At 66.3% G+C, this 17,092-nt stretch carries 19 protein-coding genes; 17 read left to right on the plus strand and 2 right to left on the minus strand.

Going from position 1 to position 17,092, the window contains the following annotated elements; translation table 11 throughout:
- Nucleotides 1-57: 57 nt before the first annotated feature.
- The gene (locus CH262_RS28405) at nt 58-465 is read right to left on the minus strand and encodes a hypothetical protein (protein WP_373453771.1); all 408 of its coding nucleotides are present in this window, start codon (nt 463-465) and stop codon (nt 58-60) included.
- On the opposite strand from CH262_RS28405, the gene CH262_RS28410 reads away from it, so the two are divergent.
- The 3 genes from CH262_RS28410 (at nt 460) to CH262_RS08730 (ending at nt 3,356) form a co-directional block, all read left to right on the plus strand.
- Nucleotides 460-879: a PadR family transcriptional regulator gene (locus tag CH262_RS28410; RefSeq protein ID WP_032365748.1), complete on the plus strand. Its 420-nt coding sequence runs from the start codon at nt 460-462 to the stop codon at nt 877-879. The two genes, CH262_RS28405 and CH262_RS28410, sit on opposite strands and share 6 nt — an antisense overlap.
- An 87-nt stretch (nt 880-966) precedes the next feature.
- A complete protein-coding gene (gene fmt, locus CH262_RS08725; RefSeq protein ID WP_094717454.1) occupies nt 967-1,890 on the plus strand; it encodes a methionyl-tRNA formyltransferase in 924 nt (307 codons plus the stop codon).
- Nucleotides 1,887-3,356, plus strand: coding sequence for an RsmB/NOP family class I SAM-dependent RNA methyltransferase (locus CH262_RS08730; protein WP_094717455.1), 1,470 nt, complete (start codon nt 1,887-1,889; stop codon nt 3,354-3,356). The genes fmt and CH262_RS08730 overlap by 4 nt, the downstream gene beginning before the upstream one ends.
- Here the strand turns inward: CH262_RS08730 and CH262_RS08735 are convergent, their stop codons facing one another.
- Complete coding sequence (locus tag CH262_RS08735; RefSeq protein ID WP_094717456.1) at nt 3,357-3,746, minus strand: MmcQ/YjbR family DNA-binding protein; 390 nt, start codon at nt 3,744-3,746, stop codon at nt 3,357-3,359. It abuts the gene before it with no gap.
- 36 nt (nt 3,747-3,782) lie between these two features.
- Here CH262_RS08735 and rpe point away from each other — a divergent pair, with 36 nt between their 5' ends.
- The 14 genes from rpe (at nt 3,783) to secG (ending at nt 17,088) form a co-directional block, all read left to right on the plus strand.
- Nucleotides 3,783-4,457 (plus strand): ribulose-phosphate 3-epimerase, encoded by a 675-nt coding sequence (gene rpe / locus CH262_RS08740; RefSeq protein WP_032365752.1) that lies wholly within the window; start codon nt 3,783-3,785, stop codon nt 4,455-4,457.
- 38 nt (nt 4,458-4,495) lie between these two features.
- Nucleotides 4,496-5,488 (plus strand): bifunctional diaminohydroxyphosphoribosylaminopyrimidine deaminase/5-amino-6-(5-phosphoribosylamino)uracil reductase RibD, encoded by a 993-nt coding sequence (gene ribD, locus CH262_RS08745; protein ID WP_094717533.1) that lies wholly within the window; start codon nt 4,496-4,498, stop codon nt 5,486-5,488.
- On the plus strand, nt 5,489-6,100 hold the full coding sequence (locus CH262_RS08750) for a riboflavin synthase (RefSeq protein WP_027496999.1): 612 nt from the start codon (nt 5,489-5,491) through the stop codon (nt 6,098-6,100).
- Nucleotides 6,101-6,187: 87 nt separating this feature from the next.
- Complete coding sequence (locus tag CH262_RS08755; RefSeq protein WP_045841912.1) at nt 6,188-7,498, plus strand: bifunctional 3,4-dihydroxy-2-butanone-4-phosphate synthase/GTP cyclohydrolase II; 1,311 nt, start codon at nt 6,188-6,190, stop codon at nt 7,496-7,498.
- Nucleotides 7,495-7,992, plus strand: coding sequence for a 6,7-dimethyl-8-ribityllumazine synthase (ribH, locus tag CH262_RS08760; protein ID WP_094717457.1), 498 nt, complete (start codon nt 7,495-7,497; stop codon nt 7,990-7,992). Before CH262_RS08755 ends, ribH begins: the two co-directional genes overlap by 4 nt.
- Nucleotides 7,989-8,462, plus strand: coding sequence for a PH domain-containing protein (locus tag CH262_RS08765; protein WP_027497001.1), 474 nt, complete (start codon nt 7,989-7,991; stop codon nt 8,460-8,462). The genes ribH and CH262_RS08765 overlap by 4 nt, the downstream gene beginning before the upstream one ends.
- Before the next feature lie 80 nt (nt 8,463-8,542).
- Complete coding sequence (uvrC, locus tag CH262_RS08770; RefSeq protein ID WP_048318514.1) at nt 8,543-10,636, plus strand: excinuclease ABC subunit UvrC; 2,094 nt, start codon at nt 8,543-8,545, stop codon at nt 10,634-10,636.
- A gap of 86 nt (nt 10,637-10,722) precedes the next feature.
- Complete coding sequence (gene rapZ, locus CH262_RS08775; RefSeq protein ID WP_032365838.1) at nt 10,723-11,589, plus strand: RNase adapter RapZ; 867 nt, start codon at nt 10,723-10,725, stop codon at nt 11,587-11,589.
- A complete protein-coding gene (locus CH262_RS08780) occupies nt 11,586-12,614 on the plus strand; it encodes a gluconeogenesis factor YvcK family protein (protein ID WP_094717458.1) in 1,029 nt (342 codons plus the stop codon). Before rapZ ends, CH262_RS08780 begins: the two co-directional genes overlap by 4 nt.
- The gene (gene whiA / locus CH262_RS08785; RefSeq protein ID WP_027497005.1) at nt 12,605-13,588 is read left to right on the plus strand and encodes a DNA-binding protein WhiA; all 984 of its coding nucleotides are present in this window, start codon (nt 12,605-12,607) and stop codon (nt 13,586-13,588) included. The genes CH262_RS08780 and whiA overlap by 10 nt, the downstream gene beginning before the upstream one ends.
- 121 nt (nt 13,589-13,709) lie before the next feature.
- Complete coding sequence (gene gap / locus CH262_RS08790) at nt 13,710-14,729, plus strand: type I glyceraldehyde-3-phosphate dehydrogenase (protein WP_008716538.1); 1,020 nt, start codon at nt 13,710-13,712, stop codon at nt 14,727-14,729.
- A 5-nt stretch (nt 14,730-14,734) separates the two neighbouring features.
- Nucleotides 14,735-15,946 (plus strand): phosphoglycerate kinase, encoded by a 1,212-nt coding sequence (locus CH262_RS08795; protein ID WP_027497006.1) that lies wholly within the window; start codon nt 14,735-14,737, stop codon nt 15,944-15,946.
- A gap of 3 nt (nt 15,947-15,949) precedes the next feature.
- The gene (gene tpiA / locus CH262_RS08800) at nt 15,950-16,735 is read left to right on the plus strand and encodes a triose-phosphate isomerase (protein ID WP_027497007.1); all 786 of its coding nucleotides are present in this window, start codon (nt 15,950-15,952) and stop codon (nt 16,733-16,735) included.
- 119 nt (nt 16,736-16,854) lie between these two features.
- A complete protein-coding gene (secG, locus tag CH262_RS08805; protein ID WP_027497008.1) occupies nt 16,855-17,088 on the plus strand; it encodes a preprotein translocase subunit SecG in 234 nt (77 codons plus the stop codon).
- Nucleotides 17,089-17,092: the final 4 nt, after the last annotated feature.

The raw sequence follows: 17,092 nt of genomic DNA on the forward strand, positions 1-17,092 counted from the left end.
AGAGAGGCAACCTCAGGGCCTTGTCAAAGTTGCATTGCCGATATATCGTCGACTTGTTCAATCGATACGAAGGAGAACGAGATGAACTACGCATTCGAAGGCTTTGCACACGACTTCGGACGCCGCGGAGGTCCCCGGATGGGACTCGCAGGCAATCGACACGGAGACCCGCGCCGACGTGGCGCGCCGTTCCAGATGTGGGTTGCGCAGGACGGCGAGCACGGCCCGGCAGAAGACGGAGAACCAGACGGCGGAGAACGACACGAGAGAGGTCGGGGAAGGAGAGGTCACAGCGAGCACGGCAGACGTCGGGGAGGTCCTGTCGGGCGGGGGCGTGACGGTATGTGGCCCGGTGGTTTCGGGCCGAATGCCGACTTCGGTCGTGGTCGGGGCCGAGGCGGTCGGGGCCGACGTGGCGATGTCCGCGCTGCGATCCTCCTGCTGCTCGAGGACCGGCCGATGCACGGTTACGAACTCATCCAGCAGATCGCCGAGAAGAGCAACGGAACCTGGAAGCCGAGCCCGGGATCGATCTACCCGGCCCTGTCGCAGCTCGAAGACGAGGGCTTGGTGCTGATCGACAAGGTGGCCGGCAGGAAGACGGCAGCACTGACGGCCGAGGGCAGGCGTCATGTCGACGACCATCGAGCAGATCTCGGCAGTCCTTGGGACGACGTAGCCGATTCCGTCGGCATCGATGCGCGTGATCTTCGGGCACTGATCGGACAATTGATGGGAGCGGCCGGTCAGGTGGCCGGAGTCGGAACCGTGCGTCAGGTCGACCAGGCAGCCGAGGTGCTCATCGAGGCACGCCGATCGCTGTATCGCATCCTCGCAGAGGACGCTTCCGACAGTTCCGACAGCACCGACGCGACGTGATCGTCGGTGCGGAATCGTCGCACGCTGCCGTGACTCCCTAGGATGGACAACCGACATCGTTTCGTCCATCCCAGGGAGTTGCCTTCAGTGCGCGTCGTCTTCGCCGGAACACCGGAACCCGCGGTCCCGTCACTCGCGCGACTGGTGGAGTCCGAACGGCACGAGGTGATCGCCGTGGTCACCCGGCCCGATGCCGCAGCCGGCCGTGGACGCAAGACCGTGCGCTCGCCCGTCGGAGTGTTGGCGGACGAGCACGGCATCCCGGTGCTCACTCCCGCGAGGCCGTCGGACCCGGAGTTCGTGGCGGCGCTGACCGACCTCGCCCCCGACGTGTGCCCGGTCGTTGCGTACGGCGCGTTGTTGCCGCAACAGGTACTCGACATACCTCGGTACGGCTGGATCAATCTGCACTTCTCACTGTTGCCCGCGTGGCGTGGCGCGGCACCGGTACAGGCCGCGATCGCCGCGGGCGACGACGTCACAGGCGCATCGACGTTCCTTCTCGACGTCGGGATGGACACCGGTCCGGTACTCGGTGTCACCACCGAACGGATTCGGGATTCCGACACCACGGGTGATCTGCTCGGGCGTCTGGCGTCGAGCGGAGCCCACTTGCTCGCCGCGACGTTGGACGCGATCGAGGACGGAACGGCGGCAGCGCTACCGCAATCCGAGGACGGTGTGTCCTACGCGAGCAAAGTGACAGTCGATTCCGCGCGCATCGACTGGACGAGATCCGCGGCATTCGTCGACCGACACATCAGATCCGTCACACCGGCCCCGGGCGCGTGGACGACCATCGGGGATCTCCGCGTCAAGATCGCTCCTGTTCAGCTGTCGCCGGACACGTTGGAGCCGGGAACGATCGACGTACGCAAGACCGGTGTACACATCGGAACCGGAACCGGCGCAGTCGTTCTCGGTGATATTCAACCTCAGGGCAAGAAGGTCATGAGGGCACTCGACTGGGCGCGCGGCGCTCGGCTGGACGATACGGCGGTGGCACGATGACAGAGCCCGACAGGCCTCGTAAGCGCGAGTCGAGTCAGCCCCGCAAGTACGTCAAGAAGTCACCGGGGGCACGTGGGCCCAAAGGGAACCGGCCGCCGCAGGGCACCGGACCCCGTGCGGTCGACGCGATCGATCCGGCACGGCGTGCGGCCAGAGACGTGCTCAAAGCGGTTCGGGAGCGCGATGCATACGCGAACCTGGTGCTGCCCGGGTTGCTCCGCGAGCGCAAGTTGGATTCTCGCGATGCCGCGCTGGCCACCGAACTCGCCTACGGCGCATCACGCGCTCGGGGTGTGCTCGACGCCGTGATCGCACACGCGGCCGGGCGGCCTGCCGCAGAGATCGACGGACCACTGCTCGACATCCTTCGGCTCGGGGCTTATCAGCTGCTGCGCACCCGGGTTGCCCCGCACGCAGCCGTCGCCACGTCGGTGGATCTCGCCCGCTCCGAATTCGGTTCCGGCAAGGCAGGTTTCGTCAACGCCGTGCTGCGACGAGTGTCCGAGCGAACCGCAGCGCAGTGGGTCGACGAGCTGGCACCGGCGACGACGGCGGATCCGGTCGGTCACCTGGCATTCGAATACGCCCATCCCAAGTGGATTGCGCAGGCCTTCGCCGATGCGCTCGGAGCCGATGCCGGCGAACTCGCCGCGGTCCTCGAGGCGGACGACGCGCGTCCCTCGGTCCACCTCGTCGCGCGAGCGGGAGAGATTTCCGCCGAAGAATTGGCGCTGATCACCGGGGGAGAGGAAGGTCCCTATTCGCCGTACGCGGTGCACCTCGACGGCGGCGACCCCGGCAAGCTCGATGCCGTCCGGGACGGACTGGCCGGAGTTCAGGACGAGGGCAGTCAGCTCGTCGGCCGCGCGCTGACGTTGGCACCGTTGCTCGGCGACGACGGTGGCAGATGGTTGGACTTGTGCGCCGGTCCGGGCGGCAAGGCCGCCCTGCTCGGTGCCCTGGCGGAGATCGACGGCGCACGGGTCGACGCCGTCGAACCGACCCCGCACCGCGCCGACCTCGTGTCCAAGACCACCAAGGACCTACCGGTGACGGTGCACATCGTCGACGGCCGCGAGTCCGGACTCGACGCGGGTTACGACCGCGTGCTCGTCGACGCGCCGTGCACCGGTCTCGGAGCGCTGCGTCGTCGCCCCGAAGCGCGGTGGCGTCGGCAACCGTCCGACGTGGCGGCATTGGTCACCCTGCAGAAGGAATTGCTGGCGGCAGCGATCGATCTGGTCCGGCCCGGCGGGGTGGTGCTGTACTCGACGTGCTCGCCGCATCTGTCCGAGACAGCGGCCGTCGTTGCCGACGCCGTACGCCGGTACGGCGTCGAACAGCTCGACACCCGCGCGCTCGTGCCGGGAGTACCGCAACTGGGTGACGGCCCGTCGGTGCAACTGTGGCCGCATCGGCACGGTACCGACGCGATGTTCATGGCGGCGCTGCGCAAGCCGGTCTGATCACCCTCCGGCCAGGAACGCCTCGGCCACGTCTGCGGGTGCGTACACCAGCCACCCGTCGACGAGGAGTTCGCGCAGTTCGTCGTCCTCGGCGTTGTCGACGTCGATCAGAACGGCAGAGAACCCGTCGAAATGCGGGATCGTGAAGCACGAGCGCGGATGTGCGGTGAGGATGGCTTCCTTCTCGTGCAGGTCGGCAGTCCTGACGGCCAGGATCGGTCCGCTGGGCGGGGTCTCGTCGCCGAATCGTTTCAGGTCGGCCTTGCTGAACGGTCGTACCCACGCGAACACGTGCTTGCCTATGCCCCAGGCGGGATTCCCGTACCGAACGCTTTCGGTGACTTCGGGCAATTCGGCAAGGACGGCGCTCGCGGAGTCCATGGTGGCCATGTCGGCACGATACCGGCTCGACTAGGCTCACCAGTCGTGGTTTCCCCGATGATCGCTCCCTCGATTCTGTCCGCCGATTTCGCGCGCCTCGCCGCCGAAGCCGATGCCGTCGCGGGGGCCGATTGGCTCCACGTCGACGTCATGGACGCACACTTCGTCCCCAACCTCACCCTCGGGCTACCGGTGGTCGAGAGTCTGCTCAAAGCAACGAGCATTCCCCTCGATTGCCACTTGATGATCGAGGATCCGGCGCGCTGGGCCCCGCCGTATGCCGAGGCCGGGGCATACAACGTCACGTTCCACGCCGAAGCAACGGATGACCCCAGCGCCGTGGCGCGCGACATCAGGGCCGCCGGTGCGAAAGCCGGCCTGTCGGTGAAGCCGGGTACCCCGATCGAGCCCTACCTCGAGATTCTGCGCGACTTCGACACTCTGCTGGTGATGAGTGTGGAGCCCGGTTTCGGCGGGCAGTCGTTCATGCCCGAAGTACTGTCCAAAGCCAAAGCTGTTCGGGCACTTGTCGATTCCGGAGATCTACGCTTGGTGGTCGAGATCGACGGCGGCATCAACTCCGACACCATCGAGCAGGCCGCCGAGGCCGGCATCGATTGCTTCGTGGCCGGTTCGGCCGTGTACAACACCGCCGATCCCGCCGCCGCAGTGCGTGATCTCCGTGGCCGGGCCGCCCGCGCATCGCACCACCTGTCGTGACCGACGCCCCGGGCCCGGCCGTGTCGGTCGTCGAGGCGATGGCTCTGGCCGTCGAGGCGTCCGAGGCCGCTCGGGGCATCAGTAGCCCCAACCCCGCGGTCGGTGCCGTGATCCTCGACGCCCGCGGCCTCGTCGTGGGCACCGGCTCCACCCGTCCACCCGGCGGCCCGCACGCCGAGATCGTCGCACTCACCGAAGCCGGCGACCGTGCGCGCGGCGGCACCGCGGTGGTGACACTCGAGCCGTGCAACCACACGGGCCGCACCGGACCGTGCTCGCAGGCCCTCGTCGCAGCCGGGGTCGCGTCGGTCGTGTTCGCGGTAGCGGATCCGAACCCGCTCGCGTCCGGCGGGGCAGACGCACTGCGGAACGCCGGGATTCGCGTCGAACAGGGCGTGGGGACGCGCGAGGTACAGCAGGGGCCACTGCGGGCCTGGCTGCACAAACAACGCACCGGCCGGCCGCACGTCACCTGGAAGTACGCCGCGACGCTCGACGGACGCAGCGCGGCTGCCGACGGAACGAGCCAGTGGATCACCGGACCCGAGGCACGGGCGCACGTACACGTCGAGCGGGCCAAGCTCGACGCCATCGTCGTCGGAACCGGCACCGTACTGGCCGACGATCCACGGCTGACCGCCCGTCGCCCCGACGGCACCCTGGCATCGCATCAGCCGGTTCGAGTTGTCGTCGGATCGAGGCCCGTACCGGCGACCGCCGCGATCCGGGGTCCGGAGGCACCGACGGTGTTTCTGGACACACACGACCCGGCTGCGGTGATCGACGCGCTGAGCGAGTACACCGACATCCAGATAGAAGGTGGTCCGACACTGGCCGGCGCGTTCCTCGCCGCCGGTCTCGTGGACCGCGTTGTCGCCTACATCGCACCTGCGGTGTTGGGGACCGGCCCGGCTGCGGTGGAGAATGCGGGGATCGGAACAATTGCCGACGCAATTCGGTTCCGCACGGAGACAATCACCATGATCGGCAACGACGTTCTTCTGAGTGTCGTGCCCGAAGGAGCGAAGTAGATGTTCACCGGAATCGTCGAAGAGCTGGGCGAGATCGTGGCCAAGGACGAACTGCCCGACGCCGCTCGCTTCACCGTCCGGGGCCCGGTGGTGACCTCCGATGCCGGCCACGGGGATTCCATCGCGGTGAACGGAGTGTGTCTGACCGTCGTCGAAGTACTTCCCGACGGCGGATTCACCGCCGACGTCATGCAGGAGACGTTGAACCGATCGAGCCTCGGCGCTCTGGATGTCGGCAGTCGCGTCAACCTCGAACGCGCAGCGGCACTCGGTAGCAGGCTCGGCGGGCACCTCGTCCAAGGACACGTCGACGGAACCGGCACGGTAGCCGGACGCAGCCCGTCCGAGAACTGGACCGTCGTGCGCATCACGATGCCCACGTCGGTAGCGCGCTACGTCGTCGAGAAAGGATCCATCACGGTCGACGGTGTCTCGCTCACCGTGTCCGGGCTCGGAGTCGACGACGGCGGGCACTGGTTCGAGATCTCGCTGATCCCCACCACCCTCGACCTGACCACACTCGGCACGGCCGAGGTGGGTTCACCGGTCAACCTCGAAGTCGACGTCATCGCCAAGTACGTGGAGCGGCTGCAGGCGATCGACGCACAGTAAGTACTGTTGAAGTGCACGCAGGTAACGGTGCATCGGAGACATTTCCAGGGCGCTGAGCCAGGCCCGAGACCTATGGAGCGCACTTTCGTGACCAGGTTCGACAGTATCGAGCGCGCAGTTGCGGACATCGCTGCGGGCAAAGCAGTGGTGGTCGTCGACGACGAGGACCGCGAGAACGAAGGCGACCTCATCTTCGCCGCCGAGAAGGCCACCCCGGAACTGGTTGCCTTCATGGTCCGCTATACCTCGGGCTACCTCTGTGTCCCGTTGTCCGGTGAGGATTGCGACCGACTCGGCCTGCCGCCGATGTTCGCCACCAACCAGGACAAACACGGAACGGCGTACACCGTCACCGTCGACGCGCGAGAAGGTATCGGAACCGGTATCTCCGCCTCCGACCGAGCAGCCACGATGCGCCTGCTCGCGGACCCCGACACCGGTGCGAACGACTTCACCCGCCCCGGCCATGTCGTCCCGTTGCGCGCCAAGGAAGGCGGCGTACTGCGTCGCCCCGGGCACACCGAGGCGGCCGTGGACCTCGCCCGCATGGCCGACCTCCGCCCCGCCGGAGTCATCTGCGAGATCGTCAGCCAGAAGGACGAGGGAGCGATGGCGCAGACCGACGAGCTGCGGGTGTTCGCCGACGAACACGACCTCGCACTGATCTCGATCGCCGACCTGATCGCGTGGCGTCGTAAGCACGAGAAGCACGTCGTCCGCGTCGCCGACGCGCGAATCCCCACCAGCCACGGCACCTTCCGGGCCGTCGGTTACCAGAGCATCTACGACGAGGTCGAGCACGTCGCGCTGGTGCGCGGCGACATCTCCGGCCCCGACGCCGACGGCAGCGACGTGCTGGTCCGGGTGCACTCCGAATGCCTCACCGGCGACGTCTTCGGATCGCTGCGCTGCGACTGCGGCCCACAGCTCGACGCCGCCCTCGAAATGGTGGCGGCCGAGGATCGCGGAATCGTGCTGTACATGCGAGGACACGAAGGACGCGGAATCGGCCTGCTGCACAAACTCCAGGCCTACCAACTCCAGGACGCAGGCTCGGACACCGTCGACGCCAACCTGCAGCTCGGTCTGCCCGCAGACTCCCGCGACTACGGAATCGGCGCCCAGATCCTCGTCGACCTCGGGGTCTCGTCCATGCGCCTGCTCACCAACAATCCGGCCAAACGAGTCGGGCTCGACGGCTACGGCCTGCACGTCACCGAGCGGGTGCCGATGCCGTTGCGCGCCAACGCCGAGAACCTGACCTACCTGCGCACCAAACGCGACCGCATGGGCCACGACCTGGTCGGCCTGGACGACTTCGAGCAAAATGACCCCACTGGCGAAAACGGTCATTCCGCAGGCTCCACTCCTGCCCGCGAGAACGGGGTCAACCCATGAGCGGCGACGGCGAACCCACCCTTCAGCTGGCAGGCGCGAGTGATCTGAAGTTGGCTGTCGTGGCCGGTCAGTGGCATCGGAAGATCTCCGAGGCACTGCTCGCCGGTGCGCTCCGCAAAGCCGAGTCCGCCGGGGTACGCGACGTCACGGTCATACGCGTCGCCGGAGCCATCGAACTACCCGTCGTCGCCCAGGCCCTGGCTCGCACCCACGATGCCGTCGTCGCTCTCGGCGTGGTCATCCGCGGCGGCACACCGCACTTCGAGTACGTCTGCGATGCCGTCACAGCCGGCCTGACACGGGTATCGCTCGACGAGGGCACTCCGGTCACCAACGGGGTGCTCACCACCAACGACGAGCAGCAGGCGCTCGATCGCGCCGGTCTGCCCGACTCGTTCGAGGACAAGGGTGGGCAGGCCACCGCGGCCGCCATCGACACGGCCCTGACCCTCAAGCACCTCCGGCAGCCGTGGACGAATCAGGACTTCCAATGACGCGCGACGAATCCCCGTCCGAATGGGACATGGAAGTGAAGTCCCGTAAGTCGGCCCGATACGCGATCGCTGCCGCGGTGTTGCTCGTCGTCGCTCACTCGACTGTCGCGGTGCTGCTTCGGGTGTCGCCGACCGGGGTCTATTTCAGGACCGCCGATCAGCTGGCGATGGCGGGAATAGGCGTGTTGCTGGCGGGCCTGGCTCTGCTGCTCACCCGCCCGCGCATTCGCGTCGGTCCGGCAGGTGTGGCGGTCCGAAACGTGTTCTCGGAGCGGATGATCGAGTGGGACCTCGTGCGCGGCCTGTCATTTCCCGACGGGGCGATGTGGGCCAGGGTCGACATCCCCGACGACGAGTTCATCAATGTGATGGCCATCCAGTCCAACGATCGTGAGCACGCCGTCGCGGCCGTTCGAAAGTTCCGTGCGCTCGAGCGCGAGTACGCGCCCGCTCGCGTCGATCAGGACTGACTCTCTGCCGCACGCTCTCGTGCACCGCTGCTGAGCTGGAGATGCGGAGAACGTCGGACCCGACCGCTAACGTGGAAGGCGTGTCCGACCCCGCTACCTATCGTCCGGCCACCGGAACCATCCCGGTGGAACCGGGCGTGTACAAATTCCGCGATCCGCACGGTCGCGTCGTCTACGTAGGCAAGGCCAAGAGCCTGCGCAGTCGCCTCAATTCCTACTTCGCCGACGTGGCCTCGCTGCATCCGAGGACCCGGCAGATGGTCACCACCGCGGCGTCCGTGGAGTGGACGGTGGTCACCACCGAAGTCGAGGCACTGCAGCTCGAGTACAACTGGATCAAGGAATTCGATCCACGGTTCAATGTCCGCTACCGCGACGACAAGAGCTACCCGATGCTCGCGGTGACGATGAACGAGGAATTCCCACGTCTGTTCGTGTACCGCGGACCCCGCCGTAAGGGCGTGCGCTACTTCGGTCCCTACGCTCATGCCTGGGCCATCCGCGAGACGCTCGACCTGCTGCTGCGCGTGTTCCCGGCACGAACGTGCTCGACCGGAGTCTTCAAGCGGCACAACCAGATCGGTCGACCCTGTCTGCTCGGGTACATCGACAAGTGCTCGGCACCGTGCGTGGGACGCGTCAGTGCCGAGGAACACCGCAGTACCGTCGAGGACTTCTGCGACTTCCTGGCCGGCAAGACCGACAAACTCGTGCGACAGCTCGAGAAGAAAATGCAGGCAGCCTCGGAAGATCTCGACTTCGAGACTGCAGCACGGTTACGTGACGACGTGGGCGCGCTGCGTCGGGCGTTGGAGAAGCAGGCCGTGGTGCTCGGTGACGGTACCGACGCAGATCTGGTCGCGTTCGCCACCGACGCCCTGGAAGCCGCCGTTCAGGTCTTCCACGTCCGCGGTGGCCGCGTACGGGGACAGCGCGGGTGGGTGGTCGAGAAGGCGGGTGAGGTGATCGAACGGCAGGACGAGGCCGACCTCCCCGCCCTCGTCGAACAGTTCCTCACCCAGTTCTACGGCGAACAGGCTGCGTTGTCCGCGCAGACCCCGGGCGGCGATGACGGCGGGTCCAACGCGGTTCCGCGTGAGGTACTGGTGCCGGTGTTACCGGACAACGCCGACGAAGTGCAGGTGTGGCTCAGCGAGTTGCGTGGATCCAATGTCACTTTGCGGGTTCCGCAGCGCGGCGACAAGAAGGCACTGGCCGAGACCGTCGAACGCAACGCCAAAGAGGCTCTGCAGCAGCACAAGCTGAAGCGTGCGGGTGATTTCACATCGAGATCTGCTGCGCTGCAAGGTATTCAGGAGGCGCTCGATCTGGATTCGGCACCGCTGAGAATCGAATGCATCGATATCTCGCACGTGCAGGGCACCGATGTGGTCGCGTCACTGGTCGTGTTCGAGGACGGATTGCCGCGCAAGAGCGACTACCGCCACTACGCGATCAAGGAAGCGGCAGGCGACGGGCATTCCGACGACGTCGCCAGCATCGCCGAGGTGACCCGGCGTCGTTTCCTTCGTCATTCTGCAGACGGAGCCAACGCTGTCGGCAGCGGCGGCGATCTCGCTCCCGAAGCTGCGCTCGATCCCCAAACCGGGAGGCCACGCAGGTTCGCTTATCCGCCCAACCTGTTCGTCGTCGACGGCGGTGCACCACAGGTCGCAGCGGCGGCAGCAGTGCTGGACGAACTCGGTGTCACCGACGTCGCCGTCGTCGGGCTCGCCAAACGACTGGAAGAAGTGTGGGTACCGGGGGAGGAGGATCCGGTGATCCTCCCGCGCACGAGTGAATCGCTCTATCTCCTGCAGCGAGTACGCGACGAGGCGCACCGATTTGCCATCACCTTCCATCGAAGCAAGCGATCACGCCGTATGACTGCGTCGGCCCTCGACTCGGTGCGCGGGCTCGGCGAGTCGAGGAGAACCGCGCTGGTGGCGCATTTCGGATCGGTGGCCAATCTCAAGAAGGCAACGGTCGAAGAGATCGTCGAGGTCCCCGGAATCGGCGCGACCACCGCCAAGTCGGTGCTGGCCGCGTTGGGTTCCGACCCGAGCGGGGCCGATGTAGGCGATGATGGCAGCGCAACGGCAACGACACCGGGCGAGAACACGGCCGACCATGCGATCGAACCGCGTGTGGAATCGGCGGGACAGGCTTCGTAGTGAGCGAACACCAGACACAGGCACACCCACCGTCCGAGCCGCACCCCGGAAACCCCGAAGAGCGGGCAGATTCGCCGCACGACGGCATCGAAGTGGCGTTGGTCACGGGCGTGTCCGGCGCCGGGTTGCGCACGGCCGCCAAGATTCTCGAAGATCTGGGTTGGTACGTGGCCGACAACCTGCCGCCCGAGCTCATTTCAAAGATGGTCGATCTCGGGCTGGAGTCGCAGCCCCGTATCGAGCGTCTCGCCTTGGTGATGGACGTGCGCAGCCGCCTGTTCACCGGCGATCTGGGCTGGGTGGTCAAGGAACTCGACTCCAAGGGTGTGCGCAATCGCGTGCTGTTCCTGGATGCGTCCGACGCCGTGCTGGTCCAGCGGTTCGAGTCGAATCGGCGCAGTCACCCGTTGCAGAACGACGGCCAGGACGGAACTCTGACCGAGGGGATCACCGCCGAGCGTCTACGGCTCGCGCAGGTCAAGGCGGCCGCCGACCTGACTGTCGACACGACCTCGTTGTCGGTGCACCAGCTTCGGCGCAAGATCGAAACGGTCTTCGGGGCCTCCGACACTGTCGGCGTCGGCGTGACGGTCCAGTCCTTCGGCTTCAAGTACGGGCTACCGATGGATGCCGACCTGGTCTGCGACGTGCGTTTTCTGCCCAATCCCCACTGGGTGCCCGAACTGCGCGAACACACCGGTCAGGACGCGGATGTGCGCGACTACGTCCTCGGACAGAACGGGGCGCACGACTACCTGCAGACGTACACGCACCTGTTGAATCTGACCATCGAGGGATACGTGCGGGAAGGCAAGCGATACATGACGGTGGCCGTGGGCTGCACCGGAGGAAAACACCGAAGCGTCGCGATGACGGAGGCCCTGGCCGGTATTCTCGCCGAACAGGGGGACGTATCGGTCCGCGTCCTGCACCGTGATCTGGGCCGCGAATGAGCGATACTCCGCACCGTCCGGTATCGGGTTCGGGTCCCAAGATCGTCGCTCTGGGCGGCGGCCACGGCTTGTACGCAACGTTGTCGGCAGCTCGGCTGCTCAGCAGCGATGTCACTGCGGTCGTGACGGTCGCCGACGACGGCGGGTCCTCGGGTCGTCTGCGGGCAGAACTCGGCGTCATCCCGCCCGGAGATCTCCGGATGGCGCTGGCTGCCCTGGCCCGCTCGGATGCCCGAACCCAGCTGTGGACCGACGTCATTCAGCACCGATTCGGGGGCACCGGCGCCTTGGCCGGCCACTCGGTGGGAAATCTGGTTCTCGCCGGGCTCACCGAAGTACTCGGCGACCCGATAGCTGCCCTCGACGAGATGGTGCACATGCTCGGCATCGACGGACGAGTGCTGCCGATGTCACCGATTGCGCTCGACATCGAAGCCGATGTATCCGGCCTCGAGGACGACCCACGCGTGAGTCGCGTCATTCGTGGTCAGGTCGCCGTCGCCACGACGCCCGGCAAGGTTCGACGCGTGCGGCTGTTGCCACCGGATCCGCCTGCGACGCCGGAGGCGCTGACCGCCATCGCCGCGGCGGACCTGGTCGTGCTCGGGCCAGGATCGTGGTTCTCGAGTGTCATTCCCCACGTTCTGGTGCCGGATCAGCTCGCTGCATTGGCGCGCACGAGTGCGCCCAAGGTGCTCGTACTCAACCTGGCACCGGAGCTGGGGGAGACCACCGGATTCTCCGCCGAGCGCCATGTCCACGTACTCTCCCAACACGCACCTGATTTGGGAATCGACCACGTGTTGGTCGATTCCGCCTCGGTCCCGGAGGGCAGCAACCGCGAGCACGTGGCGCGCGCCGCTGCCCGGCTCGGCGCTGGGGTCGTCTACGTCGACGTTGCCGAGACCGGCACTCACGCACATCATTACGGAAAGCTGGCTGCTGCTCTCGGAGCCATCGTGTCGTCCACCGACGGCTCGGTACCGACAGCGGCGCGCAGAGAGGGGATCACTTCGTGGCCATGACAGCGGAGGTCAAGGACGAGCTGAGCAGGCTCACCGTCAGTCAGGTCAGCTGCCGCAAGGCCGAGGTGTCCGCCCTGCTGCGTTTCGCCGGCGGGTTGCACATCGTCGCGGGTCGAGTGGTGGTGGAGGCCGAGGTGGATCTCGGCTCCATCGCACGGCGGCTGCGACGCGAGATCTTCGAGCTGTACGGCTACTCCTCGGATGTCCACATGCTCAGTGCCGGAGGCCTGCGCAAGACGTCTCGGTACGTGGTGCGCGTGGCCAAGGACGGTGAGGCTCTGGCCCGCCAGACCGGGCTGCTCGACCTCCGTGGACGTCCCGTGCGTGGCCTGCCCGCTCAGGTCGTGGGCGGCACGGTCGGCGACTCCGAGGCCGCGTGGCGCGGCGCGTTTCTCGCCCACGGCTCGCTCACCGAGCCGGGCCGGTCGTCCGCGCTCGAGATTAGCTGCCCCGGGCCCGAAGCGGCGCTCGCCCTCGTCGGTGCCGCTCGGCGCCTCGGCGTGGCAGCCAAGGCACGTGAGGTGCGCGGCACCGATCGAGTCGTCGTACGAGACGGCGAAGCAATCGGAGCGTTGCTCACGCGCATGGGCGCTCAGGACACCCGGTTGGTGTGGGAGGAGCGCCGGATGCGCCGCGAGGTGCGGGCCACCGCCAACCGTCTGGCCAACTTCGACGACGCCAACCTGCGCCGGTCCGCTCGAGCCGCGGTTGCGGCCGCCGCTCGCGTCGAGCGGGCTCTGCACATTCTCGGCGACGACGTACCCGATCATCTCGCTGCGGCAGGATCGCTTCGGGTCCAGCACCGCCAGGCCTCACTGGAGGAACTCGGTCAGTTGGCCGATCCGCCGATGACCAAGGACGCGGTGGCCGGTCGGATCCGGCGTCTGCTGTCCATGGCCGATCGGAAAGCGAAGGAGACCGGGATACCCGACACCGAGTCGGCGGTCACCGCAGAGCTGCTCGACGAGGCGTAGAGCGCCTCGATCGAGTGATGCGCGCGCTCCGCCGGAGCGCACACTAGGGTAGGAACCGCGTGTGGCACCCCGCATGCAGGCACGACCAGACATCTGTTTTCACAACTTTTAGGAGCGAACAGTGACGATCCGGGTAGGCGTCAACGGCTTCGGCCGCATCGGGCGTAACTTCTTCAGGGCTGTCGACGCGCAGAAGGCGCTCGGTACCACCGACATCGAAATCGTTGCTGTCAACGACCTGACCGACAACGCATCGCTCGCACACCTGCTCAAGTACGACTCGATCCTGGGCCGCTTGCCGCACGACGTCTCGCTCGAAGGCGAAGACACCATCGTCGTCGGCGGCCAGAAGATCAAGGCTCTGTCGCTGCGTGAGGGACCGTCCGCACTTCCGTGGGGTGACCTGGGTGTCGACGTCGTCGTCGAGTCCACCGGCATCTTCACCGACGCTGCGAAGGCTCAGGGTCACATCGACGCCGGTGCCAAGAAGGTCATCATCTCCGCGCCCGCCAAGGGCGAGGACATCACCATCGTCATGGGCGTCAACGACGACAAGTACGACGGCAGCCAGAACATCATCTCCAACGCGTCGTGCACCACCAACTGCCTCGGTCCCATTGCCAAGGTTCTCGACGACGAGTTCGGCATCGTCTCGGGTCTCATGACGACCATTCACGCGTACACGCAGGATCAGAACCTGCAGGACGGCCCGCACAGCGATCTGCGTCGTGCACGTGCCGCAGCTCTCAACGTCGTCCCCACCGGTACCGGTGCAGCCAAGGCCATCGGCCTTGTTCTCCCGCAGCTGCTCGGCAAGCTCGACGGCTACGCACTTCGGGTGCCGATCCCCACCGGCTCGGTCACCGACCTGACCGCTCTGCTGAAGAAGAAGGCCAGCGCCGAGGACATCAACGCCGCGATGAAGGCTGCCGCGGAGGGCCCGCTGAAGGGCATCCTGAAGTACAACACCGATCCCATCGTGTCCTCGGACATCGTGACCGATCCGCACTCGTCGATCTTCGACGCGCCGCTGACCAAGGTCATCGACGACCAGGTGAAGATCGTCTCCTGGTACGACAACGAGTGGGGCTACTCCAACCGCCTCGCCGACCTCATCGGTCTCGTCGGCAAGTCCCTCTGACACCGATGGCTGTCAAGACACTGCAGGATCTGCTCGATGCCGGTGTCGAAGGACGTGGCGTCCTCGTGCGATCGGACTTCAACGTCCCGCTCGAGGACGGCACGATCACCGACCCCGGCCGCATCCAGGCGTCGATTCCGACCCTTCGTGCACTGGTCGAAGCCGGAGCGAAGGTCATCGTCACCGCTCACCTCGGTCGCCCCGACGGCAAGCCCGATGCGAAGTACAGTCTGGCTCCGGTCGCTGCCAAGCTCGGCGAACTGCTCGGCCGGCACGTCCAGCTCGCGGGAGACGTTGTGGGTCAGGACGCCGAGGCACGCGCCGAGGGCCTGACCGACGGCGACGTACTGCTGCTCGAGAACATCCGCTTCGATCCGCGTGAGACCAGCAAGGACGAGTCCGAGCGTGCCGCTCTGGCTCGCGAGCTCGTTGCTCTCGCCGGCGACGATGCGGCATTCGTCTCCGACGGATTCGGCGTCGTGCACCGCAAGCAGGCGTCGGTCTACGACGTGGCGCAGCTGCTTCCGCATTACGCGGGCACACTCGTCGCGGCCGAGGTCGAGGTGTTGGCCAAGCTGACCGAGGATGCGGCTCGTCCGTACGCGGTGGTGCTCGGCGGCTCCAAGGTCTCGGACAAGCTCGGCGTCATCGAGGCGTTGGCTCCCAAGGTCGACACCCTCGTCATCGGCGGCGGCATGGCGTTCACTTTCCTTGCCGCACAGGGTTATTCGGTCGGTAACTCGCTGTTGCAGGAGGATCAGATCGGGGTCTGCAAGGACCTGCTCGAGCGCTTCGGCGACGTGATCCATCTTCCTGTCGACATCGTCGTCGGAGACAAGTTCGCGGCGGACGCCGAGTCCAAGACCGTCAAGGCGTCCGAAATTCCGGACGGCTGGATGGGTCTGGACATCGGACCGGACTCGGTCAGTCGTTTCGCCGTCGTGCTGTCCAATGCTAAGACGATCTTCTGGAACGGACCTGCAGGCGTCTTCGAGTTCGACAAGTTCTCGGCCGGTACCAAGGGCATCGCGGAGGCGATCATCGGAGCCACCGAGAAGGGCGCGTTCAGCGTGGTCGGTGGCGGTGATTCCGCGGCTGCGGTACGCACCCTCGGGCTGCCCGATGACGGCTTCTCGCACATCTCCACCGGTGGCGGTGCATCCCTCGAATACCTCGAGGGCAAGCAGCTGCCCGGTCTATCCGTCCTGGAGGCGTAACGCATGGCACGTAAGCCGCTCATCGCGGGCAACTGGAAGATGAACCTCAACCACCTCGAGGCCATCTCGCTGGTGCAGAAGATCGCCTTCTCGCTGCCCGAGAAGTACTTCGACAAGGTGGACGTCACGGTCATTCCGCCGTTCACCGACATCCGCAGCGTCCAGACGCTGATCGAAGGCGACAAGCTCCTGCTCACCTACGGTGCGCAGGACGTCTCCGCCGAGGACAGCGGCGCATTCACGGGCGAGATCAGCGGGTCGATGCTGGCCAAGCTGGGATGCACCTTCGTCGTGGTCGGCCACTCCGAGCGACGCACGTTGCACAGCGAGGACGATGCCGTCGTTCTGGCGAAGACGAAGGCTGCCCTGAAGAACGGGCTCACACCGATCGTGTGCATCGGCGAGGGTCTGAACATTCGTGAGGCCGGTGAGCACGTGGCCTACAACGTGGCTCAGCTCCGCGGTTCGCTCGACGGGCTCTCGGCCGACGACATCGCCAAGGTCGTCATCGCCTACGAGCCGGTATGGGCCATCGGCACGGGACGCGTGGCCTCGGCGTCGGACGCTCAGGAAGTGTGCGGTGCCATTCGGGAGGAATTGAAGGAATTGGCGTCGGCCGAGGTCGCCGCGGGCGTCCGCGTGCTGTACGGCGGTTCGGTCAACGCCAAGAACGTCGGCGAGATCGTCGGTCAGCCCGACGTCGACGGCGCGCTGGTCGGTGGCGCTTCGCTCAAGGCGGACGAGTTCGCCACATTGTCGGCGATTGCCGCAGGCGGACCGTTGCCCTGATCGGCCATCGTCACCGCTGCACAGAACTGGTTTCGGACACCTCGCTTCGGCGGGGTGTCCGAAGTCGTTCGCGGGGCCAGGTAGGCTGCTGAGGGCATCGAATCGAGTTTGAGGTGGACATGGATCTGTTTCTGGATATTCTGCTGGTCATCACCAGCCTGGCGCTGATCTTGCTGATCCTGCTGCATCGCGGCAAGGGTGGCGGTCTGTCCAGCTTGTTCGGTGGCGGCGTGCAGTCCAGCCTGTCCGGCTCCACGGTCGTCGAGAAAAACCTCGACCGCCTCACTGTCTTCACCGGCCTCATCTGGCTCATCGCGATCCTCGGGATCGGTCTCGAGATCAAGTACACCTGATCCG

The sequence above is a fragment of the Rhodococcus sp. 05-2255-1e genome (assembly GCF_002259025.1).
In the GTDB taxonomy this organism is placed as follows: Bacteria; Actinomycetota; Actinomycetes; order Mycobacteriales; family Mycobacteriaceae; genus Rhodococcoides; species Rhodococcoides fascians.